Below are 22175 nucleotides of genomic sequence, written 5' to 3'. Positions count from 1 at the left end.
ATGTGACAGAAGCAGTGCCAGTACAGGGGGCTGCGACGAAATGCCACATTGGCAAATCCTGCGCAGGGTTCTAAAGTAAGTCCCGAATGCTCGCGACTCCAAGCGCTTGCCGACTCGCGCGAAACACGCCCCCTGTTTTGTGCCCAATGGCCCACGATGTTGATCGTGGGCCATTGTGTTTTCTGGCCATGGCCTGGCACAGGACGTATTCCGCCTGATGGCGCGGACGCTTACGCTACGGCAGCGATTGGCATGGGTCAATACGCTAAATAGCGTATCTGCTTGTTTTTAGTGATAAATGGCCGATTTTTGCCTGAGTGTGGCATAGAACTGATCATGCACACGGATAGCTGGGTGCAAGATTCTGAAGGTAAACAGCAGGATGTCATGCCAGGAATGGCGGAGGGCGGCTTGCGCCGATCAGGCTGGACAGGATGTGTGCTCAGGTGCGTTGGCGCAGAGCATAAAAAAAGGTGGCCGAAGCCACCTTTTTTGTTCGATTCAGGAAAATCCCGAATTAGAACTTGTGTTGCACGCCCACGGCCAGGGTGCGTTCCTTGCGCTCGTCGGTGCCGGCAACGATCACGTTGTCGTGCTTGACATAGCCGAAGGAGGTGTAAGCGGTGGTGCGCTTGGACAGGGCGTAGTCCACACCGATCACGTATTGGTTGATGCCGTCGTCAGCCTTCACGCCGTTGGTCTTGGTGTCCCACACGTGAGCGTAGGTGAACTTCGGGGTCAGGGCGCCGATGGTGTAACCCACGGTCAGGGCGGCTTCTTTAGCCTTGGTGGCGTTCACAGCACCGCTGTACAGCTTGGATTGGCCGTAGGCCAGAGCCACCAGCAGGTTGTTGGCGTTGTAGCCACCTTCCAGACGCCAGTAGTTGCCATCCTTGGAGCCGGAAGCGTCGGTGTCTTGGAAAGCCACGTAGCCAGCGTCAACGAAGTAGCCAGCGTTTTCGTAGCCAGCGCCCAGGTTCCACACGGCCTTGTTGGAGCGGTTGCCGTTGATGGTGGTGCGAGCTTCGTCAAAGCCGTAGGCAGCGGTGAACTTGAAGCCGTTCAGGTTCGGGCTGTCGTAGCGGATGGCGTTGTTCAGACGGCCGTCCAGGGTGTTGGCGGTGGTCACGGTAGCACCGTTCACGCCAGCGCCGTAGATCCAGGCGTCAAACTTTTCCATGTCGGAGTTCAGGTAGGTGCTCAGCTTACCCAGACGCACGGTACCAAAGTTGCCGGTCAGGCCCACGAAGCTGTCGCGGGTAGCCCAGGTGTTGTTGCCGTTGACGTTGGTGCCGTCGATGGACAGGGCTTGCTCAACTTGCCAGATAGCCTTCAGGCCGTTGCCCAGGTTTTCGCTGCCCTTGAAACCGATCAGGGAACCGGTGTCATCGATGCGGGTGGTGGACTTCTTGGCGCCGCCGGTGTAGGTCAGGGCCTTGCCGTTTTCGATGCTGGCTTCGACGGTGCCGTACAGGGTCACGTCGGCCATGGCGGCCATCGGCAGGGCAGCAACTGCCAGAGCGATCAGTTTTTTCATGGGGAAAATCCTTTCAAGTCAGTCAAAGTTCAGTTGGTCGCGGCCTGGCCGCCCAGAAAGAACGTCTGTGCATCGCGCAAGAGACGGCGACGTCATGGAGGCGAATATAGTCGTTGACGTTGTGAAAATACAAACACAGCCCGAATAGTTGGCTTCCGCAGGGCGGAATTACGCTGACGTCAATCAACAAGTCTATGAATAAAATTGGTTTTTTTGTAAATTGCCGATTGTTGCATTCTTGCCACAATATGGCATGGATGTGACAGTGCAGCGCAGCATCCCACTGCCATCCGTCTGCCCGTACAGAAAAAACCGCGCGCCGGCAGGGCCGGGCGCGCGGTGTGACGGGGCGATGCGCCCAGCACTTTACATATTGGGGTAGTTCGGCCCGCCGCCGCCTTCCGGCGTGCTCCAGGTGATGTTCTGGGTAGGGTCTTTGATGTCGCAGGTCTTGCAGTGCACGCAGTTCTGGGCGTTGATCTGCAAGCGCGGCGCGGTGTCGCCCTCGCGGACAATCTCGTACACCCCGGCCGGGCAGTAGCGCTGTTCGGGCGCGTCGTACTGGGCCAGATTGACCTGAATCGGCGTATTCGGGTTTTTCAGCCGCAGGTGAATCGGCTGATCCTCGCTGTGGTTGGTGTTGGAAATAAACACACTGGACAGCTTGTCGAAGGTCAGCACGCCGTCGGGTTTCGGGTACTGAATCTTGGGCATGTCTGCCGCCGGCTTCAGGCACTCATGGTCGGCGCGCTTGTGGTGCAGCGTCCACGGCGCATTGCCCTTGAACACATAGGTGTCGATGGCCGAGTAAACCAGCGCCGGCCAGAAGCCCCAGTGGAAAGACGGGCGGATGTTGCGCACGCGCCACAGTTCGTCAAACAGCCAGCTATGGCGAAACGCCGTGGTGTAGCTGCTGATTTCGCGCACCGGGGCGTCTTCGCCCAGCGCGGCAAAAATCGACTCGGCGGCCAGCATGCCGGATTTCATTGCCGTGTGCGTGCCCTTGATCTTGGGCACATTCAAAAAGCCGGCGGTGTCGCCCACCAGCGCGCCGCCCGGAAAGGTCAGCTTGGGCAGGCTCTGAATGCCGCCTTCAGACAAGGCGCGCGCGCCGTAGCTGATGCGCCGGCCGCCCTCGAACACCTTGCGGATGGCCGGGTGGGTTTTGAAGCGCTGGAACTCGTCGTACGGACTCAGATGCGGGTTTTCGTAGTCCAGGCCAATCACAAAGCCGACCACCACCTGGTTGTTTTCCAGGTGATACAGGAAAGAGCCGCCATAGGTCTTGCTGTCCATCGGCCAGCCAGTGGTGTGGGTGATGCTGCCCGGCTGGTGATGCTCGGGTTTGACTTCCCACAGTTCTTTGATGCCGATGCCGTAGGTTTGCACATCGCACTCGGCGCGCAGGTCAAAACGCTCGAACAGGGTTTTGGTCAGCGAGCCGCGACAGCCTTCGGCAAAAATGGTCTGCTTGGCCCACAGCTCCATGCCCGGCTGATACGCATCGGTGGGTTCGCCATCGCGGCCCACGCCCATATCGCCAGTGGCCACGCCCTTGACCGAACCATCTTCGTGGTACAGCACTTCGGCGGCGGCAAAGCCCGGATAGATTTCCACGCCCAGCGCCTCGGCCTGCTCGCCCAGCCAGCGGCAGAAATTGCCCAGGCTGATGATGTAGTTGCCGTGGTTGTTCATCTGCGGCGGCGTGGGCAGACGGGTGGCCTCGGTTTCGGTCAGGTGCAAAAAGCGGTCTTCGCCGGCCGGGGTGTTCAGCGGCGCGCCTTTGTCTTTCCAGTCGGGAATCAGTTCATTGAGCGCGGTGGGCTCCAGCACGGCGCCAGACAAAATATGGGCGCCGATTTCCGAGCCTTTTTCCAGCAGGCAAACGCTGAGTTCGCGGCCGTGTTGCTCGGCCAGTTGCTTGAGGCGAATCGCCGCCGACAGTCCGGATGGGCCGCCGCCGACAATCACCACATCGTATTCCATATATTCGCGTTCCACCGCAGTCTCCTTGTCATCCGCCGCAACAGCTGTTTTTTTGAGGGTGTGTTGCGCGAATCATGCATGCAAATGCCCGGCGGGTCAAACGGTCGTTTGAAATTTGACCCGAGCCGGGTTCCTCGTGCGGCAAGCATGCCACAGCTTGCCGGTGACGCAGGGGAAGTGGGCGCGTGCCATCGGCCGCGCCGGATGTCACGCCGTGGCGGCGCGCGGGCTACACCACGCCGTTTTGCCGCAGTTGGGCAATCTCTTCGGCGCTTTTCCCCAGGGTCGTCAACACCACCTCGGTGTGTTGCCCCAAGGCTGGTGGGGCGGCATGGTACACCACTGGCGTGCCGGACAGTTGAATCGGGCACGCCACCTGCGGCACGGGCGCGCCCTGAGCATCCGGCAAATCCAGCCGCATGCCGCGCGCGACGATTTGCGGATCGGCAAACGCCTGGTCGACGGTATTGATCGGGCCATTGGGCACGCCGGCAGCGTCCAGCGCGGCCAGCCATTCATCGCGGGTGCGGGTGACAAACACCTCGGCCAATAGCGGCACCAGCTCGGCGCGATGCGCCACGCGGTCGGCGTTGCGGGCAAAGCGCGGGTCGGCGGCCCATTCGGCATGGCCGCACAGCTCGGCAATGCGGGCAAACTGGCTGTCATTGCCGCAGGCCAGAATAAAATGGCCATCGGAAGTGGCGAACACCTGGTACGGCACGATGTTCGGGTGGGCATTGCCCAGGCGCGGCGGGGTTTCACCGCCCACCAGCCAGTTCATATTGATATTGGCCAGCATGGCCAGCGCACAGTCAAACAGCGCCAGATCAATCGCCTGGCCTTCACCGCTGCGCTCGCGCGCCAGCAGGGCGGCGCAGATGGCGTTGCTGGCGTACAGGCCAGTAAATAGGTCGGTGACGGCCACGCCCACCTTGTGCGGCTCGCCGTCGGCCGGGCCGGTGATGCTCATCAGCCCACTCATGCCCTGCACAATGTAGTCGTAGCCGGGGCGGCTGGCGTAGGGGCCGGTCTGGCCAAAGCCGGTGATCGAGCAATACACCAGGCGCGGGTTGATGGCCTTGAGGGTGGGATAGTCCAGCCCGTATTTTTTCAGGCCGCCCACTTTGTAGTTTTCCAGCAACACATCGGCTTCGGCGGCCAGTTGCTGCACAATCGCCCGCCCTTCCGGCTGGGTGATGTCCACGGTGATCGACTGCTTGCCCCGGTTGGCCGCCAGAAAATACCCAGCGGTGCCATCCGGCAGATTGGGCGGGCCCCAGTGGCGGGTGTCGTCACCGGCGCCGGGTTTTTCTACTTTGATGACGGTGGCGCCCAAATCCGCCAGCAACTGGCTGGCCCAAGGCCCGGCCAGCACCCGCGACAAATCCAGCACTTTGATGCCGTCTAATGCTCCAGCCATGGTGACTCCTCTTCAGACTCACTCACCCGCTCCGTGTTGTCTGTTTTAGCGTGGCTAATAAAACCCTCCTGGCGTTGTTGCCCGGCCCGTACTGTCTGCGGTCGTGCGCCTAGCCAGGAACGCTGCGCTGAGTTTTGTTCGCCACTCTTAGCCAAGGGGGATGAGGGAGCCTCGCAAAAAAAACCGAAAAAAACGCCCGGACCTGAGGCAGGCCGGGCAAAGATGATGGAGGGAACTCCCTCGACCGCGCATGATCTTGCTGACGCCCGACGGCGCAAGGGCGGCCGGGCCTCGGGTTAATCCGCTGGCGGCTGACCGGCGCCGCTGCGTTTAGCCAAATGCCTGAATGCCGGTCTGCGCCCGACCCAGAATCAGCGCATGCACATCGTGCGTGCCTTCATAGGTGTTCACCGCTTCCAGGTTCATCACATGGCGGATGACGTGGAATTCGTCGGCAATGCCGTTGCCGCCGTGCATGTCGCGGCTGACGCGGGCGATGTCCAGCGCCTTGCCGCAGTTATTGCGCTTGATCAGGCTGATCATTTCCGGCGCGGCCTGGCCTTCGTCCATCAGCCGGCCCACGCGCAGCGCGGCTTGCAGGCCCAGGGTGATTTCGGTCTGCATATTGGCCAGCTTCAGTTGCACCAATTGGGTGGCAGCCAGCGGGCGGTTGAATTGCTTGCGGTCCAGCGTGTACTGGCGGGCGGCGTGCCAGCAGAATTCCGCCGCGCCCATGGCGCCCCAGGCGATGCCGTAGCGGGCCTTGTTCAGGCAGCCGAACGGGCCTTTCAGGCCTTTGACATTCGGCAGCAGGTTGTCGTCCGGCACAAACACATTGTCCATGACGATTTCACCGGTAATCGACGCGCGCAACGAGAACTTGCCGTGAATCTTCGGCATGCTCAGGCCCGGCATGCCGCGATCCAGAATAAAACCACGGATTTCGCCCTCGTCGTCCTTGGCCCACACCACGCACACATCAGCAATCGGGCTGTTGGTGATCCACATCTTGCTGCCGTTCAGCGTCCAGCCGCCGTCCACCTTGCGGGCGCGGGTTTTCATGCCGGCCGGGTCGGAGCCGGCGTCCGGCTCGGTCAGGCCAAAGCAGCCCACCCACTCGCCGGTGGCCAGCTTGGGCAGGTATTTGTCGCGCTGGGCGTCGGTGCCGTAGGCGTAAATCGGATGCATCACCAGCGAGCTTTGCACGCTCATCGCCGAGCGATAGCCAGAATCCACCCGCTCGACTTCGCGGGCCACCAGGCCGTAGGCCACATGGCTCAGGCCGGCGCAGCCCCAGTTGTCCAGCGTGCAGCCCAAGAGGCCCAGCTCGCCCATCTCGCTCATGATTTCGCGGTCGAAGCGCTCTTCGCGGTTGGCGGTCAGCACGCGCGGCAGCAGCTTGTCCTGACAGTAGGCGCGGGCGCTGTCGCGCACCATGCGCTCTTCTTCAGTGAGTTGCGCATCCAGCAGCAGGGCATCGTCCCATTGAAACGCCGGGCGAGAATTGGACATGACGGGTCTCCTTGCAATCAGTCGGGTCGGGTGCGCCGGGCGGGGTGTGCTGGCGCATCGGGTGGTTGTTGTTCCGCTTTGCGGAATAATGTTCTACAATGCAGAACACTTTAGCCAAACCTTAGCCTGATGTAAAGTGGCAGGATGACGCATGGCCAAGTGCGCGGGCAGATGTCAGCCTGCGCCATGGTCACTTTGCGCGCGCCACACAGCGCGCCCGACGTATGGACACCCTATGGAATCAACAGAATCTGAAAGCAAGGACCGCCTGTTTGTCACCGCGCTGGCGCGCGGGCTGGCGGTGCTGGCGGCGTTTCGCGGCGGCGAGCCGCAATTGTCCAATCAAGACCTGGCCAGCCGCACTGGCCTGCCCAAAAGCACGGTGTCGCGGCTGACCTACACGCTCACGCAACTGGGTTATCTGGATCAAGACCCGGCCAGTGGCCGTTATCAACTGGGCCTGGCGGTGCTGGAATTGTCCGCCGCCACCCTGGCCAGCTTTGACGCGCGCCGGGTGATTGCGCCAAAAATGCAGCAATTTGCCGAGGCGCATGGCGTGTCGGTCAGCCTGGCGGTGCGCGAAGGGCTGGACATGATGTATCTGGAAACCGTGCGCAGTCGCGCGCGGGTGACGGTGCAACTGAGCGTGGGCTCGCGCGTGCCGCTGGCCACCACGGCGATTGGCCGCGCCTACCTGGCCGCCATGCCGGCGGCCGAGCGCAACACGCTGATGCCGGCGCTGGCGGTGCAATACGGCGCCGACTGGCCGCAGATTGCCGCCAGCCTGGACGCCGCGCTGGCGGATTATCAACAGCGCGGCTATTGCAGCTCGTTTGGCGAGTTTCAGCCAGAAGTGTTCGCCGTGGCCGCCCCCGTGCCGCCGCTGGCCCCCGGCCAACCCTGGATGAGCCTGAACGCCAGCGGCCCGGCGTTTTTGTTTACCGAAAGCGCCATGCGCGAACGCATTGCCCCGCCGTTGTTGGCCTTGGTGCGCGAGTTGGGCGCGCGGCAATAAAAAAACCGCCGGCAAGCCGGCGGTTGATTGTCATCCGTACAGGCTCAAGCCCGGGCCAGATGCCCGGCATGAAAGCGCAGGTGCGCCTCAATCAGGCTGGCGATGAAGTAATAACTGTGGTCGTAGTCCGGGTGCAGGGTGTAATCCAGCGCCCAGCCATGCGCCTTGGCCGCGGCGCACAGCACGTCGGGTTGCAGCTGTTCCGGCAAAAAGCTGTCGCCGCCGCCTTGGTCCACCCGCAAGGGCAGACGATGCGCCACAGTGGCCATCAGTTGGCTGGCGTCGTGCGCCAACCAGGCCTCGCGCGCCTCGCCCAAGTAGGCGGCAAACGCCTGCTGGCCCCACGGGGTGTCGGCCGGATTGACGATGGGGGCGAAGGCCGACGCCGAGACATAGCGGCCAGGGTGGCGCATGGCCAGGGTCAGCGCGCCGTGGCCGCCCATCGAGTGGCCGCTGATGGCGCGCAGCGGGCCAATCGGCAGTTCGGCTTCCAGCAGCGCCGGCAGCTCATCGACGATATAGTCTTCCATCCGGTAGTGCTCGCTCCAGGGCGCTTGCGTGGCGTTCAGGTAAAACCCGGCCCCCTGGCCCAGATCGTAGCGCTCGGCGTCGGCTACGTGCGCGCCGCGCGGGCTGGTGTCGGGGATGACCAGCGCCAGCCCCAGCTCGGCGGCGGCGCGCTGGGCGCCGGCCTTGGTGGAAAAATTCTCGTCGGTGCAGGTCAGCCCGGACAGCCAGTACAGCGCCGGCACGCGCGCGCCGGCCTGCGCCTGCGGCGGCAGGTACACCGAAAAAGTCATCTCGCAGCGGGTGCTGGCGCTGGCGTGGCGAAAGCGGCGCTGCCAGCCGCCAAAGCAGCGCTGGCTGGACACTAATTCAAGCGTGGCGCTCATTGGCGGCTCACTTGGCGTCAAAGTGAATCACCGTGCGGATCGACTTGCCTTCGTGCATCAAATCAAACGCCGTATTGATGTCTTCCAGCGGCATGGTGTGGGTGATGAAATCGTCCAGGCGGAATTCGCCTTTCAGGTAGCGTTCGACATAGTTGGGCAGCTCGGAGCGGCCGCGCACGCCGCCAAACGCCGAGCCGCGCCACACCCGGCCGGTAACCAATTGGAACGGGCGGGTGGCGATTTCTTCGCCAGCGCCGGCCACGCCGATAATCACCGATTCGCCCCAGCCCTTGTGGCAGCATTCCAGCGCCGAGCGCATCACATGCACATTGCCGATGCATTCAAACGAAAAATCCACCCCGCCGTCGGTCATCTCGACAATCACCTCCTGAATCGGCTTGCTGAAGTCGTTGGGGTTGATCACGTCGGTGGCGCCCAGTTGCTTGGCCAGGTCAAATTTGCTGGTGTTGATGTCGATGCCGATGATGCGGCTGGCGCCGGCCATGCGCGCGCCAATCACCGCCGACAGGCCAATGCCGCCCAGACCAAAAATCGCCACCGTGTCGCCGGCCTTCACCTTGGCGGTGTTCATCACCGCGCCCATGCCGGTGGTGACGCCACAGCCGAGCAGACAGACTTCTTCCAGCGGGGCTTCTTTATTGATCTTGGCCAGGGCGATTTCTGGCAGCACGGTGCGCTCGGAGAAGGTCGAGGTGCCCATATAGTGGTAAATCGGCTTGCCGTCTTTGTAAAAACGGGTGGTGCCGTCCGGCATCAGGCCCTTGCCCTGGGTGGCGCGGATGGCCTGGCACAGATTGGTCTTGCCGGATTTGCAAAACTTGCACTCGCCGCATTCCGGGGTGTACAGCGGAATCACATGGTCGCCCACCGCCACACTGGTGACGCCCTCGCCGATGGCTTCCACCACGCCAGCGCCTTCATGGCCAAGAATACAGGGGAACACGCCTTCGGAGTCCTTGCCGGACAAGGTGTAGGCGTCGGTGTGGCATACGCCGCTGGCGACGATGCGCACCAGCACCTCGCCTTTTTGCGGCGGCATCAGGTCCACTTCTTCGATGGTCAGCGGCTGGTTCGGCGCCCAGGCGACGGCGGCGCGGGTTTTGATCATGGTCATGGCGGTATCCTGTGCGAAGGCAATCAAAGGGGTTGGGCGCGGGCGTAGCGGCGCGCAGCATGCCAGTATTGTAATCTCTGCCCTGCACGCGATAATCCCCGTTTACGGAAAGACATTATTACTCTATGGAAACAATCCAGCCCTGGGAAGGCGTGGTTGAGTTCGTCACCGTGGCCGAGCAGCACAGCTTTACTGCCGCAGCGCGCAAGCTGGGCATGTCGGTGGCGCAGGTCAGCCGCCAGGTGTCGGCGCTGGAAGCGCGGCTGGCCACCCGTTTGCTGTATCGCACCACCCGTCAGGTCAGCGTCACCGAGGCCGGGCAGTTGTATTACCAGCACTGCCGGCCGCTGCTGGATGGCCTGTTGGCCGCCGAGCAGGCGCTGTCGCTCAGCCAGGCCCACCCCAGCGGCCATTTGCGGCTGACCGCGCCGGTGTATTACGGCGAGACGGTGATTGCGCCCTTGCTCTTGCAGTATCTGGCCCATCACCCGGCGGTCAGCGCCGAGCTGAATCTGGATAACCGCAAGGTGGATTTGGTGGCGGAAAATTTTGATCTGGGGATTCGCCTGGGGCCGATGGACGGCAGTTCCTTGATGCTGCGCGAGCTGGCGGTGCGCGTGCACCATGTGTGCGCCTCGCCGGCCTATCTGGCCCGCCACGGCGCGCCGCAGACGCTGGCCGAGCTGCGCCAGCACGCCTGTCTGGTGGGCACGGTGGAAAGCTGGCGTTTTCTGGATAGCGGGCAGGTGCGGGAGGTGCATGTCAGCGGGCCCTTGCGCTGCAATAGCGGCGTGGCGCTGCGCGCGGCGGCGCTGGCGGGGATGGGGCTGGTGCAATTGCCAGATTACTATGTGGACGAGGCGCTGGCGCGCGGCGAGCTGATGCCGGTGCTGGAGCGTTACACCCTGCGCGATGCGGTATGGGCGGCCTGGCCGCGCAGCCGCTTCACCCCGCCCAAGGTCAGCCGTTTTCTGGATGAGGTGCAGGCGGCGCTGCAAACACCCGCCGCCAGGGCTGCATGGCCGATGGGCTAAAGCCGCGCCCCTGATAAAAGCGCTGGGCGGCGTGGTTGTCGGCGTCGGTCAGCAGGGTGACGCGCAGACAGCCTTGCTGTTGGGCGTGCGCCAGCGCGGCGTCCAGCAGCAGGCCGCCCAGGCCGGCATTGCGCCAGGCCGGGTCGATCACCATGTCTTCCAGCCAGGCGACTGGCCCGCCCAGCGCGGTGCTGACGGTGTACAGCAGCGACACCATGCCGCGCACCGCGCCATCGGCCTCCGCCAGCAGAATGTCACCCAGCTGGCGGGCAAACAACAGCTCCAGCCCGGCCGCTTGTTTGGCCGGGTCGGGCTGAAAGTCGGCCTCCTGGGCAAACAGCACGCTGAGCAAGGCGCTCAGCGCCGGGATGTCGGCCGGGGTGGCCAGGCGCAGGCTGGCGCTCATGCGCGCTGGCCGGCGGCGTACTGGCTGATGGCTTTCACCACCGAGCGCGCGCCTTCCATGATCTGGTCCATGGTCTGGCCTGCTTCGCGGGTGCGGTTGACGCTTTGCGTGGCCTGCTCGCGGATTTCGCTCATATTGTGCACCGCCACCTGGGTTTGCGTCTGGATGTCGGACACCATCTTGCTGATTTCAGCGGTGGAGGCGGCAGTGCGTTCGGCCAGTTTGCGCACTTCGTCGGCCACCACGGCAAAGCCACGGCCGGTTTCGCCAGCACGGGCGGCTTCAATGGCGGCGTTCAAGGCCAGCAGATTGGTCTGGTCGGCAATGTCCTTGATGGTTTGCACGATCGAGGTGATTTGCTGCGAGCGCTCGCCCAGCGCCTGCACGCTATGCCCGGCTTCTTCGATGCTGCCGGCCATTTGCGCGATTTCGTCGCTGCTGTTGCGGATATTGTCGGCGCCGGTGCTGGACAGCGCTTCGGTTTCTTGCGCCACTTCGTAGGCAAAGCGCGCACTTTCGCTTTCCTGGCGTTGCGATTCCACCCGTTCAGTCATGTCGGTGGCAAATTTGACTACGCCAATCACCGTCTTGCCGTCCGGGGCAAACACCGGGTTGTAGCTGGCTTCCAGCCAGCGCACCGCGCCGTTTTTGGCCTGGCGCTTGATCTGGCCAGAGTAATACTCGCCGCGTGCCAGCTGGCGCCATAGCGCCTGGTATTCTGGCGATTGGGCAAATTCATTGTCGCAAAACAGGCGATGATGGCGGCCTTTGACTTCGTCCAGCCGGTAGCCCAGCACATTCAGAAAATTCTCATTGGCGTCCAGCACCGTGCCGTCCGGGGTGAATTCAATCACCGCCATGGCGCGGTTGATGGCGTTCAGCCGGGCTTGGTTGTGCGCTTCGGCTTCCACGCTGGCGGTGATGTCCGAGGCGTATTTGCTGAACGATTCAATTTGGCCCTGAGCATCGCGCACCGGACAGTAGGTGGCTTCCAGCCAGATTTCCCGGCCGTCGGCAGTGCGGCGGCGCACCCGGTCGCTGAACGGCTCACCCCGGCGCAGGCGATCCCAGAAGGCGCGGTAATCCGCGCTATTGGCGTAGTCGGGAAAGCACAGCTGGCTGTGCGGCTTGCCTTGCAGATCGGCCAGGCTGTAGCCCATGGTTTGCAGAAATAATGGGTTGGCGTTGACCACCTTGCCATCGCGATCAAAGCGGATCATCGCCATGGCGCGTGATACCGCGCTTTCCTGAGCGGTCAGCGCCTGAAGTTGGGCTTGCAGTGCGCTGATTTCCTGCTTCAGTTTTTGATTGAACATAGTTGATTTTCCGAGAGGATCAGGCTTGATGGCGGGGTAGCGTGCTAGCTGCTAGCCATGCTTAAGAGCAGCTAACAAAACGCCCTAGTGTTGTTGTGTGACCTAGCCGTAGCTTGTGCTGTGCTAGCCAAGGCTGCTTTGCATGAGACTTGTGTATGCGCGCGCCAGCATAGCCTTGTGGCATTGTCTCGTCAAACCAACAAGTCAATCTGCATGGTTTGGCGTTTGGGCAAGTGATGTCTCAAATGTACCCGTGCTAAGATTAAGTAGAAATACCTAATCAAGCAAGGCAGAAACAGTCCGGGTTGTGCTGTATTGCCGCTTACAAAACCCTGCGCAGCGATCTTGGCTAGGCGTGTGAGCGCAGACCGTACAAGCAGTACGGCAAGGTCGTGCAACAAAGCCAGGAGGGTTTTATCAGCCGTAGGATAGCTGCAAGCGCATGCCGTCATAGCCCACTTCTACCCCAGGTGGGCAGTCGGCGCTCAGGCTGTGGTACTCCAGCTCGTGGGTCATGTGAATCAGCACGGTGCGCGCGGCGCCCAGTTGCGCGGCCAGCGCCAGCGCCTGGGTCACGCTCAGGTGCGAGGGGTAAGGCGTGCGGCGCAGGCAATCCAGCAGCAGCAGGCGCACGCCGGCCAATAAGGGCCAGCTGGCGTCGGGAATCGCCGAGACATCGGTGAGGTAGGCCACATCGCCAATCCGCCAGCCCAGAATCGGCCAGGGGCCGTGCATGACCGGGATGGGTGTGACTGTCACGCCAGAGAAGCTGAACGGGCCTTCCACTGCGTGGGTTTCCAGCACCGGTTTGTCCCACTGCGCGCCAGCGGCGTGCAGCGCGTAGCCAAAGCGCTCGCGGATATTGCCCATCATGAACGGGCTGCCAAACAGCGGAATCGCCCCGCGCTTGAGGTAGCAAAAGGCGCGCAGGTCGTCGATGCCGTTCAGGTGGTCGGCGTGCGGGTGGGTGTAGAGCACGGCGTCCACCTGGCGCAGGTTTTCGCGCAGCGCTTGCTGGCGCAAATCCGGGCCGGTGTCGATCAGGAAATTGACGCCATTGGCGCGCAGCAGCGCGCTGGCGCGGGTGCGCCGGTTTTTCGGGTCGGGCGAGGCGCAGGTCGGGCAGTCGCAGCCAATGGCCGGGGTGCCCGAGCTGGAGCCGCAGCCCAGAATGGTCAGCTCAATGTCCACGCGACGCCTTGGCGAACAGGGTAAAAAAGTTGTCGGTGCTGGCGGCGGCCAGGTCTTCCAGCGCCATGCCGCGCAGCTCGGCCACATGGGCGGCGACATGGCGCACATAGGCCGGTTCGTTGGTCTTGCCGCGATGCGGCATGGGGGCCAGATACGGCGAGTCGGTTTCCACCAGCAGCCGCTCCAGCGGCACGCGGCGGGCGACTTCTTTCAGCGCGGTGGCGTTCTTGAAGGTGACAATGCCAGAAAACGAAATATAAAACCCCAGCTCCAGCGCGCCCTCGGCCACTTCCCAGCTTTCGGTAAAGCAATGCATCACCCCGCCGGCCTGCTCGGCGCCGGCTTCGCGCATCACCGCCAGGGTGTCTTGCGCCGATTCGCGGGTGTGAATCACCAGCGGCAGGCCGCTGCGCCGGGCGGCGCGGATATGGCGGCGAAAGCGCTCGCGCTGCCATTCCAGATCACCTTTGCACCAGTAGTAGTCCAGCCCGGTTTCGCCAATGCCGACCACTTTCGGGTGCTGGGCTTCGGCCACCAGTTCGTCTTCGCTGAAGTCCGGGCTGTCCTGCACATCGGGGTGCACGCCGACGGTGGCGTAAAAATTGTCGTATTGCTCAGCCAGTGCGCGCACCGCCGGGTAATCCGGGCGGTTTACCCCAATCAGCAAGGCGTGGCTGACGGCGTTGGCGGCCATATTGGCGCGCACGTCGTCCATGCGGCTGGCCAGGTCGGGGAAGTTCAGATGGCAGTGAGAGTCAACCAGCATAGGGGGCTCGTGAAGGTCAGGCGGCGGCAAACAGGCCTTGGTAGGCCAGCAGCAGCTGTTCCAGCTGCATGCGCACGTTAAGGGTGTGGTGGCCAAAGCGCGAGGCGTGCAACAAGGACTGCTCGAAGGCCGGCAGCCTGGCGACATTCAGGCGCGGCGCCAGCGCGGCCAGCGCCGCGCGTTCATCAGGATAATACCGGATCAGCCCGGCCAGCCTCAATCCAAGCAAATCGTGCAGCCAACGCTGCATCCAGCCCACTGGCGCGGCCAGCGGCAGCTTGGCGGTGTCCAGCGCGCCGGCGGCGTCCAGAATCGCCGTCATGCCCGGCTGCGCCAGCGCGCTCAGCAGCTTGCGCCGCAGGGGCCGCCAGGCGGGGTCGTCCAGCGCAAACGGCGCGCCGCCAGCGTGCGCCAGCTCGACGGCGGCGTCGGCCTCGCCGTGGGCGTCCAGCCAGGCCAGCGCCTGCGCCTGGCTGGGCGCGGTGAGCGGAAAAATCCGGCAGCGGCTGCGCAGCGTGGGCAGCAGCTTTTGCAGCGCGTCGCTGACCAGCAAAAACACCACATCGGCCGGCGGTTCTTCCAGCACTTTCAGCAGGGCGTTGGCGGCGTTGAGGTTCATGCTTTCCGCCGGGTCGATCAGCACCACCCGCCGGCCGCCGCGATGCGAGCTGAGGTAGGCAAAGTCGATGGTGTGGCGCACCGCCTCGATTTTGATCACTTCCAGCTTGCGCGCGGCGGGTTTGCCGTCGGCTGCGGGCTCGTCGTGGTCGGGGCGCAGCAGGCGAAAATCCGGGTGGGCGTCCTGGGCAAACCAGTGGCAGGCTTCGCACTGGCCGCAGGGGCGTTGGTCGGCGCGCGGGTGTTCGCACAGCAGCGCCTGCGCCACATGGCGGGCAAACACGTCCTTGCCGATGCCAGCGGCGCCGGTAAACAGCAAAGCGTGCGGCAGGCGGGCAAATTGATCGGCAAAGCGCGTCCAGTCGGCGTCTTGCCAGGGCAGCAGGCTCATGCGCGCGCCCCTTGCGCCGCCAGCAGCGCAGCCACCGCCGCCAGCGCGTCGGCGCGCACCTGCGCCAGCGGCTGGTCGGCGCGGATCAGCACGATGCGCGTGGGGTCGGCGGCGGCGCGCGCCAGGTAGGCGGCGCGCACGCGCTGGTGAAAAGCGGCGGCTTCTTGTTCAAAGCGGTCCAGCTGGCGTTCGCCGGCCATGCGCGCGTGCGCCACTTCGGTGGGGGCGTCGAACAGCAGGGTGAGGTCGGGTTGCAAGCCTTGCTGCACCCAGTCTTCCAGCGTGGCGATGCGTGCGCTGTCCACGCCGCGCCCGCCGCCCTGAAAAGCAAAGGTGGCGTCGGTAAAGCGGTCCGACACCACCCAGCGGCCGCTGGCCAGCGCCGGGCGGATGACGGTTTGCACATGTTCACAGCGGGCGGCGAACATCAGCAGGGTTTCGGTGTCCAGGGTGGCCTGGGTGGCCGGGTCCAGCAGCAGGGCGCGCAGGCGTTCGCCCAGCGGCGTGCCGCCGGGTTCACGGGTGAGCAGGGCGTCGATGCCGTGTTCGGCCAGCAGGGCGGCAATCGCCGGCAGGTGCGAGGTTTTGCCGGCGCCGTCGATGCCTTCAAGGGTAATGAAACAGGCCATGTCGTTCAGTCTTTCTTGCCCAGAATATAGCGGCGCACTGCGCGGTTGTGTTCTTCCAGGGTGAGGGAGAATTGCGAGCTGCCATCGCCTCGGGCGACAAAATACAGCGCGCCGCCATCGGCCGGGTGCAGGGCGGCATGCAGCGCCGCGCGGCCGGGCAGGGCTATCGGCGAGGGCGGCAGGCCGGCGCGGGTGTAGGTGTTGTACGGGGTGTCGGTTTGCAGATGGGCGCGGGTGAGGTTGCCGTCAAATGCTTCGCCCAGGCCGTAGATCACGCTGGGGTCGGTTTGCAGGCGCATGCCCAGCTTCAGGCGGTTGACGAACACCCGGGCGATCATCGGCCGGTCGGCGGCCTGGCCGGTTTCTTTTTCGATCAGGCTGGCCATGATCAGCGCTTCGTATGGCGAGGCGTAAGGCAGGTCGGGGCCGCGCGCCGCCCAGGCGCGCTCCAGCTCGCGGCGCATGTTTTGCGCCGCCTGGCGCAGCACCAGAATATCGCTGCTGCCGCGCAAAAACATATAGGTGTCGGGAAAAAACAAGCCTTCGCCGTGGCGGGCGTCCAGCTTGAGTTTGGCCAGCAGCTCGGCTTCGCTCCAGTCGCGGGTGTCGTGGCGCAGCGCCGGGTGGCGGTCAAGTTCGGCGCGGAATTGGCGCAAGGTCCAGCCTTCGCGGATGATCACCGATTGCAGGCTGGTTTCGCCGCGCACCAGTTTGTCCATCACCCCCGGCATGCTCATGGCCTGATTGATGCGGTAGTCGCCCGCTTTCAGCCGGCCGGCGTTGCCGCTGAGCTTGGCCCACAGCATGAACAGTCCGGCATGGCGGATGGCGCCGCTGTCTTCCAGGGTGTGGGCAATGTCGCTTAAGCCCTGATTGGGCTGGATGGTGAATTCCACCGGCAGATTGGCCGCTTGGTATGGGCTTAGCGCCATCCAGGCGCCGCCGGCGCTCAGGCCCAGCAAGAGCAACAGCACTACAACAATTCGTTTCAGCATAGCGGTTCAGCGCGCAACAGACAGGCTGCTATTTTGGCAGGGGGATGGCGAAGAGAACAGGAACAGGCATAAAAAAACCGCCGGCGGAGTCCGCTGGCGGTTTTTTCGTGAAGCGTCGCGAATTAAGCTGCGCCGGTCACTTGCAGGGTGATGGTCACCACCACGTCGTGGTGCAGGGCGACTTCCACCGAGTATTCGCCGATGGCCTTGAACGGGCCTTCCGGCAGGCGCACTTCAGCCTTTTTCACTTCCACGCCAGTGGCGGTGATGGCGTCAGCGATGTCGGCGTTGCCGACCGAGCCGAACAGACGACCGTCCACGCCAGCCTTCTGGGCGACGACAACGGTGGCGCCTTCCAGCTTTTCGCCACGGGCTTGGGCAGCAGCCAGGATTTCGGCCTGTTGCTTTTCCAGCTCGGCGCGGCGGGCTTCAAATTCCTTCAGGTTGGCTTCGGTGGCGCGCTTGGCCTTGCCTTGCGGGATCAGGAAGTTACGGGCGTAACCGTCCTTCACCTTGACGATGTCGCCCAGCTGACCCAGGTTGGCCACTTTTTCCAGAAGAATGATTTGCATGTTGCTTGGCTCCTAAATCTTAGTGCTGGTCGGTGTACGGCATCAGGGCCAGGAAACGGGCGCGCTTGATGGCGGTCGACAGCTGACGCTGATAGCGAGCCTTGGTGCCGGTGATGCGGGCCGGGATGATCTTGCCGTTTTCGGCGATGAAGTCTTTCAGCAGATCGACGCTCTTGTAGTCGATTTCCTTGATGCCTTCGGCGGTGAAGCGGCAAAACTTGCGACGCTTGAACAGTTGACGTGCCATGTTAATTACCTTTTTCAAATTCAACGTGTTGGATATGCAGCACCAGTTTCGGGTTGCGCAGGCTGCGGGCGGCCAGAAAGCCATGGGCGGTGATCACCCGGCCATCCAGTCGGTTGGCCAGCTCGCTGGCGCTGGGGCCCACCAGCAGGGCGGGGGCCACGCAACGCACGTCGCGCTCAAACCCGCCCGCGCTTTGGCGCGAGCCATGTTCCAGCGTCAGCTCCAGCACCGGCACGCCGGCAGGCGTGTAGCGCAGGGCCTCGGTGACGCGGGCAAGCCCGGTCAGCGCAACCTGATTCAGCCAGTTACTCGGCTGCGGCCGGGGCTTCGGCAGCACCTTCTTGGGCGGCGGTGTCCAGCAGATTCTTGGCCTTCTCTTCCTTCATCATCGGGGAAGGTTCGGTCACGGCGCGGTCCATCTTCACGGTCAGATGGCGCAGCACGGCGTCGTTGAATTTGAATGCGTGTTCGAGTTCTTCCAGCGTTTCGCAGTCGCACTCGATGTTCATCAGAACATAGTGAGCTTTGTGGATTTTCTGGATCGGGTAAGCCAGTTGACGACGGCCCCAGTCTTCCAGGCGATGCATCTTGCCTTCACGACCGAGCACCATGCCCTTGTAGCGTTCGATCATCGCCGGCACCTGCTCGCTTTGGTCAGGGTGGACGATGAACACGATTTCGTAATGCCGCATGTGAACTCCTTTTGGCTTGCAGCCTTCCGCCATGCGTAGCGGGAAGGCAAGGGTTGCGAAAACCGTCGATTATACGGGAGGTTTGCCAGTGGGCGCAAATTGTCAGCGGGATTTTGCGCAGGAGGTGCGGCGTATTGTGGTATGGGCATGCAGTTTGGGCATGTGTGGGGTGTTACGTTTTTATTTTTGAGTACTTTCAGACGGGTGGGGCGCTTTGTCCGTCGTGATGACCGCCCATAAAAAAACCGCGCCGTGCAGCGCGGTTTTTTGCCCTGACTCAGCGGGGATTCACTCCAGGCGCATTTGCGGGAACAGAATCACGTCGCGGATGCTCGGCGCATCGGTCAGCAGCATCACCAGACGGTCGATGCCGATGCCGCAGCCGCCGGTCGGCGGCAGGCCGTATTCCATGGCGCGCACGTAGTCGGCGTCAAAGTGCATGGCTTCGTCGTCGCCAGCGTCTTTTTGCGCCACTTGCTTGTGGAAGCGGTCGGCCTGGTCTTCCGGGTCGTTCAGCTCGGAATAGCCGTTGGCCAGTTCACGGCCCACCACAAACAGCTCGAAGCGCTCGGTGATGCTGGCGTTGCTGTCCGAGGCGCGGGCCAGCGGCGAGACTTCCACCGGGTAGTCGATGATGAAGGTCGGGTTCCACAGCCGGCCTTCGGCGCATTCTTCAAACAGCGCCAGTTGCAGGCTGCCCAGGCCAGGCGCCGGGGGCAGCTTGCCGCCCAGGCGCTGGATTTCGCCCTTCAGCCAGTCGGCGTCGGCCAGTTGCGCGTCGGTGTAGTTCGGGTTGTAGTGCTGGATGGCGCCGACGATGGTGAAGCGGTCAAACGGTTTGCTGAGGTCCACCGGCTGGCCGTTGTAGCTGATTTGTGTGGTGCCGCACACCGCTTGCGCACACGCGCGGATCACGCCCTCGGTCATGTCCATCATGCGTTCGTAGCCACAGTAGGCTTCGTAGAACTCCATCATGGTGAATTCGGGGTTGTGGCGGGTACTCATGCCTTCGTTGCGGAAGTTGCGGTTGATTTCAAACACCCGCTCCAGGCCGCCGACCACCAGGCGCTTCAGATACAGTTCCGGGGCGATGCGCAGGTACAGCGGCATGTCCAGGGCGTTGTGGTGGGTGACAAACGGTTTGGCCGTGGCGCCGCCGGGGATGGTGTGCATCATCGGCGTTTCCACTTCCAGGTAGTCTTCCTTCACCATATATTCGCGCACGGTCTGCACAATCTTCGAGCGCTTGATGAAGGTGCTGCGCGAGTGTTCATCCACAATCAGGTCAACGTAGCGCTGGCGGTATTTTTGTTCCTGGTCGGTCATGCCGTGGAACTTGTCCGGCAGCGGGCGCAGCGACTTGGTCAGCAGGCGCAGCTGGGTGACTTGAATCGTCAGTTCGCCGGTTTTGGTTTTGAACAGCGTGCCCACCGCGCCGAGGATGTCGCCCATGTCCCAGTGCTTGAAAGCTGCGTGGGTGTCGGCTCCAGTGATGTCATTGGTGATGTACAGCTGAATGCGGCCGCTGACGTCTTGCAGGGTGGCAAAGCTGGCCTTGCCCATCACCCGCTTGAGCATCATGCGTCCGGCCACAGCCACTTCGATTGGCTCGGCGGTCAGGGCGTCCTTGTCGGTGTCGTCGTAGGCGGCGTGCAGTGCGCCAGCCTGGTGGCTGCGGCGAAAGTCATTGGGGAAGGCCGGGCCTTGTTCGCGCAGCGCCGCCAGCTTGTGGCGGCGCTCGGCCATGATCTGGTTTTCGTCGTGGTGTTGTTCCGGGTTTTGCGTCGGTTCGGTCATGATGTCGTCAGTCACAATCAATAGAGTCAGGCACGGGCCGGCGGCGTCGGGCCGGCCCGCTGGGGTGTCTTGGCGTTATACGCCTTGTTTCAGGCTGGCTTCGATAAAGCCATCAAGGTCGCCGTCCATCACGCCCTTGACGTTGCCCACTTCCACATTGGTGCGCAGATCCTTGACGCGGGATTGGTCAAACACATAGCTGCGGATCTGGTGGCCCCAGCCCACGTCGGTCTTGCTGTCTTCCAGCGCTTGTTTTTCCTGGTTGCGCTTGCGCAGCTCCAGCTCATACAGACGCGCCTTCAGCATGCTCATCGCCTCGGCGCGGTTTTTGTGCTGCGAGCGGTCGTTCTGGCACTGCACCACAATATTGGTCGGCATGTGGGTGATGCGCACGGCCGAGTCGGTTTTGTTGATGTGCTGGCCGCCAGCGCCGGACGCACGGTAGGTGTCCACGCGCAAATCGGCTGGGTTGATGTCGATTTCGATCGAGTCATCCACTTCCGGGTAGACAAACACACTGGCAAACGAGGTCTGGCGGCGGTTATTGCTGTCAAACGGGCTGTTGCGCACCAGGCGATGCACGCCCACTTCGGTGCGCAGATAGCCGTAGGCATAATCGCCATCCACCTTGATGGTGGCGCTCTTGATGCCGGCGACTTCACCTTCGGATTCTTCCAGCACCTCGACCTTGAAATCCTTGCGCTCGCAGTAGCGCAGATACATGCGCAGCAGCATCGACGCCCAGTCTTGCGCCTCGGTGCCGCCAGCGCCGGCCTGGATATCAATAAAGCAGTGGTTCGGGTCCATCGGGTTGGAGAACATCCGGCGGAATTCCAGCGTCTCCAGGGTTTTTTCCGCCCCCAGCAGATCATCCTGCACGGCCAGAATGGTGTCGTCGTCTTCTTCGCTCTTGCCCATCTCGAACAGCTCGCGGCTGTCGTCCAGGGTTTGCGTCAGCGTGTCGATCACCAGCACCACATCTTCCAGCGCCTTTTTCTCACGACCCAGATCTTGGGCGCGCTTGGCGTCATTCCAGATATCCGGGTCTTCGGTCAGGCGAGAGACTTCTTCCAGGCGTTCCTTCTTGCCAGGGTAGTCAAAGATACCTCCGGATCTCGTCGTTGCGGGCGGCGAGATCAGTCAGTTTGGCGTCGATCTGGTTGAGGATTTCAGTTTCGATCATGGGTGTGCGTCCTGTTGTGCAGCGCAAAATAAAGTCAAGCCGACAAGTATACTCCAGCCCGGCGCTGGGGTGGAGCCGCCTATCTGTTTGCTGGCCAAGGGAAAAATCGCCCATTAGGCCGATGCCGGGCGATGAGTGGCGGATTTTACATATATAAGGAATAAATCGGGACTGGGCAAGAAAAAGCCCGATGCGGCGGCATCGGGCTTGGCGCTGCTCACAAAATCCTCCTGGCGTTGTTGTGTGACCTTGCCGTACTTGTTTGTACTGTCTGCGGTCACACGCCTGGCCAAGATCGCTGCGCTGAGTTTTGTGAGCAGCTCTTAAAGGGTGTTCTGTTTGGTGGAGACGAGGAGGATCGAACTCCCGACCTTCGCATTGCGAACGCGACGCTCTCCCAGCTGAGCTACGTCCCCAGTGCCAATGATTATATCGAGGCAAAAAATGAGGGGCAAGCGGCGGCGGGAGGGGAAATCGCGCAGTCGGACAACCAAAACCTTACCGTTTTGCCGATTTTTGCCGTCTCGAGCAAAAAATTGCCCGTGCTGAAAGAAGTTTTGCTGCGGTGTTTTGCGAGAATTCGCCGGGTAGGTGCAGTTTTTTGCAAAAATCTTCAAAAAAGATTCACTGTAAATTCAGTGGTTTGTCGTGTTTTTCGCATTTTTCTGCAAAAAAGTGTGTTGCAGGGTGTTGACGGTTTCGGGGGTGGTGCGTATAGTTCGCATCTCTGCTGCTGACGCAGACGACGAAACGAAGCGAAACAAACCGCTGACGTTACCGGGTTCTGATTCAGAAAGCAACTGATCTTTAACAGAAAAGACAACCGATAAGTGTAGGCGC

The 22175-nt window shown here is 62.5% G+C and carries 23 protein-coding genes and 1 tRNA gene; 2 read left to right on the top strand and 22 right to left on the bottom strand.

Going from position 1 to position 22175, the window contains the following annotated elements:
- Positions 1-517: 517 nt before the first annotated feature.
- From DFR34_RS08515 to DFR34_RS08500, 4 genes are all read right to left on the bottom strand, one after another.
- Positions 518-1537 (bottom strand): porin, encoded by a 1020-nt coding sequence (locus DFR34_RS08515; protein WP_110390722.1) that lies wholly within the window; start codon positions 1535-1537, stop codon positions 518-520.
- A gap of 366 nt (positions 1538-1903) precedes the next feature.
- A complete protein-coding gene (locus tag DFR34_RS08510; RefSeq protein ID WP_110390803.1) occupies positions 1904-3523 on the bottom strand; it encodes an electron transfer flavoprotein-ubiquinone oxidoreductase in 1620 nt (539 codons plus the stop codon).
- Between the two features lie 229 nt (positions 3524-3752).
- Positions 3753-4943 carry a CaiB/BaiF CoA transferase family protein gene (locus DFR34_RS08505; protein ID WP_110390721.1) on the bottom strand — a complete coding sequence of 397 codons (1191 nt, stop codon included), beginning with the start codon at positions 4941-4943 and terminating at the stop codon, positions 3753-3755.
- A gap of 330 nt (positions 4944-5273) precedes the next feature.
- On the bottom strand, positions 5274-6455 hold the full coding sequence (locus tag DFR34_RS08500; protein WP_110390720.1) for an acyl-CoA dehydrogenase: 1182 nt from the start codon (positions 6453-6455) through the stop codon (positions 5274-5276).
- A gap of 235 nt (positions 6456-6690) precedes the next feature.
- Between DFR34_RS08500 and DFR34_RS08495 the strand changes: the two genes are divergently transcribed.
- Positions 6691-7470 carry an IclR family transcriptional regulator gene (locus tag DFR34_RS08495; RefSeq protein WP_110390719.1) on the top strand — a complete coding sequence of 260 codons (780 nt, stop codon included), beginning with the start codon at positions 6691-6693 and terminating at the stop codon, positions 7468-7470.
- 44 nt (positions 7471-7514) lie between these two features.
- Here DFR34_RS08495 and fghA read toward each other — a convergent pair whose 3' ends face one another.
- Both fghA and DFR34_RS08485 read right to left on the bottom strand, forming a co-directional pair.
- Positions 7515-8363: an S-formylglutathione hydrolase gene (fghA, locus tag DFR34_RS08490; RefSeq protein WP_110390718.1), complete on the bottom strand. Its 849-nt coding sequence runs from the start codon at positions 8361-8363 to the stop codon at positions 7515-7517.
- Between the two features lie 7 nt (positions 8364-8370).
- Positions 8371-9492 carry an S-(hydroxymethyl)glutathione dehydrogenase/class III alcohol dehydrogenase gene (locus DFR34_RS08485; protein WP_373277951.1) on the bottom strand — a complete coding sequence of 374 codons (1122 nt, stop codon included), beginning with the start codon at positions 9490-9492 and terminating at the stop codon, positions 8371-8373.
- A 131-nt stretch (positions 9493-9623) separates the two neighbouring features.
- Between DFR34_RS08485 and DFR34_RS08480 the strand changes: the two genes are divergently transcribed.
- Positions 9624-10532 (top strand): LysR family transcriptional regulator, encoded by a 909-nt coding sequence (locus DFR34_RS08480; protein WP_211309343.1) that lies wholly within the window; start codon positions 9624-9626, stop codon positions 10530-10532.
- Here DFR34_RS08480 and DFR34_RS08475 read toward each other — a convergent pair.
- The 16 genes from DFR34_RS08475 to DFR34_RS17365 form a co-directional block, all read right to left on the bottom strand.
- Positions 10459-10938 carry a GNAT family N-acetyltransferase gene (locus DFR34_RS08475; RefSeq protein WP_110390716.1) on the bottom strand — a complete coding sequence of 160 codons (480 nt, stop codon included), beginning with the start codon at positions 10936-10938 and terminating at the stop codon, positions 10459-10461. The two genes, DFR34_RS08480 and DFR34_RS08475, sit on opposite strands and share 74 nt — an antisense overlap.
- Positions 10935-12254: a methyl-accepting chemotaxis protein gene (locus tag DFR34_RS17755; RefSeq protein WP_110390715.1), complete on the bottom strand. Its 1320-nt coding sequence runs from the start codon at positions 12252-12254 to the stop codon at positions 10935-10937. The genes DFR34_RS08475 and DFR34_RS17755 overlap by 4 nt, the downstream gene beginning before the upstream one ends.
- A gap of 417 nt (positions 12255-12671) precedes the next feature.
- Positions 12672-13445 carry an MBL fold metallo-hydrolase gene (locus DFR34_RS08465; RefSeq protein WP_245906847.1) on the bottom strand — a complete coding sequence of 258 codons (774 nt, stop codon included), beginning with the start codon at positions 13443-13445 and terminating at the stop codon, positions 12672-12674.
- Positions 13435-14211, bottom strand: a complete 777-nt coding sequence (locus DFR34_RS08460) for a TatD family hydrolase (protein WP_110390713.1) — start codon at positions 14209-14211, stop codon at positions 13435-13437. Before DFR34_RS08460 ends, DFR34_RS08465 begins: the two co-directional genes overlap by 11 nt.
- Positions 14212-14227: 16 nt before the next feature.
- Positions 14228-15220, bottom strand: coding sequence for a DNA polymerase III subunit delta' (holB, locus tag DFR34_RS08455; RefSeq protein ID WP_110390712.1), 993 nt, complete (start codon positions 15218-15220; stop codon positions 14228-14230).
- Positions 15217-15849 (bottom strand): dTMP kinase, encoded by a 633-nt coding sequence (tmk, locus tag DFR34_RS08450; protein ID WP_110390711.1) that lies wholly within the window; start codon positions 15847-15849, stop codon positions 15217-15219. The genes holB and tmk overlap by 4 nt, the downstream gene beginning before the upstream one ends.
- Before the next feature lie 5 nt (positions 15850-15854).
- Positions 15855-16844: an endolytic transglycosylase MltG gene (gene mltG, locus DFR34_RS08445; RefSeq protein WP_110390710.1), complete on the bottom strand. Its 990-nt coding sequence runs from the start codon at positions 16842-16844 to the stop codon at positions 15855-15857.
- Between the two features lie 122 nt (positions 16845-16966).
- Positions 16967-17416 carry a 50S ribosomal protein L9 gene (gene rplI / locus DFR34_RS08440; protein WP_110390709.1) on the bottom strand — a complete coding sequence of 150 codons (450 nt, stop codon included), beginning with the start codon at positions 17414-17416 and terminating at the stop codon, positions 16967-16969.
- Positions 17417-17435: 19 nt separating this feature from the next.
- Positions 17436-17663 carry a 30S ribosomal protein S18 gene (rpsR, locus tag DFR34_RS08435; RefSeq protein WP_077296439.1) on the bottom strand — a complete coding sequence of 76 codons (228 nt, stop codon included), beginning with the start codon at positions 17661-17663 and terminating at the stop codon, positions 17436-17438.
- A gap of 1 nt (position 17664) precedes the next feature.
- Positions 17665-18000 (bottom strand): primosomal replication protein N, encoded by a 336-nt coding sequence (gene priB / locus DFR34_RS08430; protein WP_245906846.1) that lies wholly within the window; start codon positions 17998-18000, stop codon positions 17665-17667.
- Positions 17969-18355 carry a 30S ribosomal protein S6 gene (gene rpsF / locus DFR34_RS08425; RefSeq protein ID WP_110390800.1) on the bottom strand — a complete coding sequence of 129 codons (387 nt, stop codon included), beginning with the start codon at positions 18353-18355 and terminating at the stop codon, positions 17969-17971. The genes priB and rpsF overlap by 32 nt, the downstream gene beginning before the upstream one ends.
- Positions 18356-18643: 288 nt before the next feature.
- Positions 18644-20152, bottom strand: coding sequence for a lysine--tRNA ligase (gene lysS, locus DFR34_RS08420; protein WP_110390708.1), 1509 nt, complete (start codon positions 20150-20152; stop codon positions 18644-18646).
- A 75-nt stretch (positions 20153-20227) separates the two neighbouring features.
- A protein-coding gene (gene prfB / locus DFR34_RS08415) for a peptide chain release factor 2 (RefSeq protein ID WP_110390799.1) occupies positions 20228-21332 on the bottom strand; the annotation gives its coding sequence in 2 pieces (ribosomal slippage) (positions 20228-21250 and positions 21252-21332; 1104 coding nt in all).
- Positions 21249-21449, bottom strand: a complete 201-nt coding sequence (locus DFR34_RS17270) for a hypothetical protein (RefSeq protein ID WP_170121691.1) — start codon at positions 21447-21449, stop codon at positions 21249-21251. Before DFR34_RS17270 ends, prfB begins: the two co-directional genes overlap by 84 nt.
- Positions 21450-21675: 226 nt before the next feature.
- Positions 21676-21751, bottom strand: a tRNA-Ala gene (locus DFR34_RS08410).
- 219 nt (positions 21752-21970) lie between these two features.
- Positions 21971-22175 (bottom strand): hypothetical protein (locus DFR34_RS17365; protein WP_211309342.1); only part of this gene is annotated, 205 nt, incomplete at its 5' end.

Origin of the sequence: Rivihabitans pingtungensis (assembly GCF_003201855.1) — a bacterium.
In the GTDB taxonomy this organism is placed as follows: Bacteria; Pseudomonadota; Gammaproteobacteria; order Burkholderiales; family Aquaspirillaceae; genus Rivihabitans; species Rivihabitans pingtungensis.
The sequence above is the reverse complement of the archived record's forward strand: the minus strand, read 5'-3'. Positions and strand labels throughout refer to the sequence as shown.

Excerpts from the sequence above, each read along its gene's own strand:
- DFR34_RS08480 (WP_211309343.1), top strand. The coding sequence starts at position 9,624 with ATGGAAACAATCCAGCCCTGGGAAGGCGTGGTTGAGTTCGTCACCGTG.
- rplI (WP_110390709.1), bottom strand. The coding sequence starts at position 17,416 with ATGCAAATCATTCTTCTGGAAAAAGTGGCCAACCTGGGTCAGCTGGGC.
- fghA (WP_110390718.1), bottom strand. The coding sequence starts at position 8,363 with ATGAGCGCCACGCTTGAATTAGTGTCCAGCCAGCGCTGCTTTGGCGGC.
- DFR34_RS08505 (WP_110390721.1), bottom strand. The coding sequence starts at position 4,943 with ATGGCTGGAGCATTAGACGGCATCAAAGTGCTGGATTTGTCGCGGGTG.
- holB (WP_110390712.1), bottom strand. The coding sequence starts at position 15,220 with ATGAGCCTGCTGCCCTGGCAAGACGCCGACTGGACGCGCTTTGCCGAT.
- DFR34_RS17755 (WP_110390715.1), bottom strand. The coding sequence starts at position 12,254 with ATGTTCAATCAAAAACTGAAGCAGGAAATCAGCGCACTGCAAGCCCAA.
- DFR34_RS08475 (WP_110390716.1), bottom strand. The coding sequence starts at position 10,938 with ATGAGCGCCAGCCTGCGCCTGGCCACCCCGGCCGACATCCCGGCGCTG.
- DFR34_RS08495 (WP_110390719.1), top strand. The coding sequence starts at position 6,691 with ATGGAATCAACAGAATCTGAAAGCAAGGACCGCCTGTTTGTCACCGCG.
- rpsR (WP_077296439.1), bottom strand. The coding sequence starts at position 17,663 with ATGGCACGTCAACTGTTCAAGCGTCGCAAGTTTTGCCGCTTCACCGCC.
- DFR34_RS08510 (WP_110390803.1), bottom strand. The coding sequence starts at position 3,523 with ATGGAATACGATGTGGTGATTGTCGGCGGCGGCCCATCCGGACTGTCG.
- DFR34_RS17270 (WP_170121691.1), bottom strand. The coding sequence starts at position 21,449 with ATGGGCGATTTTTCCCTTGGCCAGCAAACAGATAGGCGGCTCCACCCC.
- rpsF (WP_110390800.1), bottom strand. The coding sequence starts at position 18,355 with ATGCGGCATTACGAAATCGTGTTCATCGTCCACCCTGACCAAAGCGAG.
- DFR34_RS08485 (WP_373277951.1), bottom strand. The coding sequence starts at position 9,492 with ATGATCAAAACCCGCGCCGCCGTCGCCTGGGCGCCGAACCAGCCGCTG.
- DFR34_RS08460 (WP_110390713.1), bottom strand. The coding sequence starts at position 14,211 with ATGCTGGTTGACTCTCACTGCCATCTGAACTTCCCCGACCTGGCCAGC.
- DFR34_RS08500 (WP_110390720.1), bottom strand. The coding sequence starts at position 6,455 with ATGTCCAATTCTCGCCCGGCGTTTCAATGGGACGATGCCCTGCTGCTG.
- DFR34_RS08515 (WP_110390722.1), bottom strand. The coding sequence starts at position 1,537 with ATGAAAAAACTGATCGCTCTGGCAGTTGCTGCCCTGCCGATGGCCGCC.
- mltG (WP_110390710.1), bottom strand. The coding sequence starts at position 16,844 with ATGCTGAAACGAATTGTTGTAGTGCTGTTGCTCTTGCTGGGCCTGAGC.
- lysS (WP_110390708.1), bottom strand. The coding sequence starts at position 20,152 with ATGACCGAACCGACGCAAAACCCGGAACAACACCACGACGAAAACCAG.
- tmk (WP_110390711.1), bottom strand. The coding sequence starts at position 15,849 with ATGGCCTGTTTCATTACCCTTGAAGGCATCGACGGCGCCGGCAAAACC.